The 598-nt window shown below is 42.0% G+C and carries 1 protein-coding gene; it reads left to right on the top strand.

The features are described from left to right. Positions 1 to 130 precede the first annotated feature (130 nt). The gene (locus tag A3756_RS01345; RefSeq protein ID WP_068515868.1) at positions 131 to 538 is read left to right on the top strand and encodes a DUF4810 domain-containing protein; all 408 of its coding nucleotides are present in this window, start codon (positions 131 to 133) and stop codon (positions 536 to 538) included. Positions 539 to 598 lie beyond the last annotated feature (60 nt).

The following is a 598-nucleotide window of genomic DNA, read 5'->3' as shown; positions in this document are numbered from 1 at the left end:
GATGCAACGCTTAATGGCAAAGTTCTTAACTTCGCGATTACCGAAGCCATTAATAATTTAGTTAGAGATCTAGAGTCCGGCGTTTGGTCTGTTGAAAAATAGCAACTAACTATCGACATAAGGAAGTTCGATGAAATACATTAATATCAAGTTGATCGCTGCAATGGCGGTCATTCTTTTGGCTCAAGCATGTTCAACTCATAGTAATTTGTACTATTGGGGTGATTACCAAGAAATCGTTTACGATATTTACCTCAACCCCGGCGAAGCAGATACTGCCACGCAGATCTATAAACTAAACCTAACTATAGAGCGAGCAGAAAATAAAGGGATGAAAGTTCCTCCCGGCCTATATGCTCACTTAGGAATGGTTCACGCTCAAGCCGGAAACCCTGGCCTGGCAAAAAGCGCTTTGCTACAAGAAAAAGCACTGTACCCTGAATCTAGCGTATTTGTTGACGGCATTCTGACTCGCTCCAACATGCAAGACACCGCCTTGGAAGCATCTAACAGCCATCATAAGGAGAAAACAAAATGAAGGGATTCAAGTTCTTAGTTATTTCAATACTTGCTTTTGGAGTTTTATCCGGTTGTGCCG

The sequence above is a fragment of the Oleiphilus sp. HI0086 genome, assembly GCF_001635225.1.
This window is presented reverse-complemented; position numbering and strand designations above follow the sequence as displayed.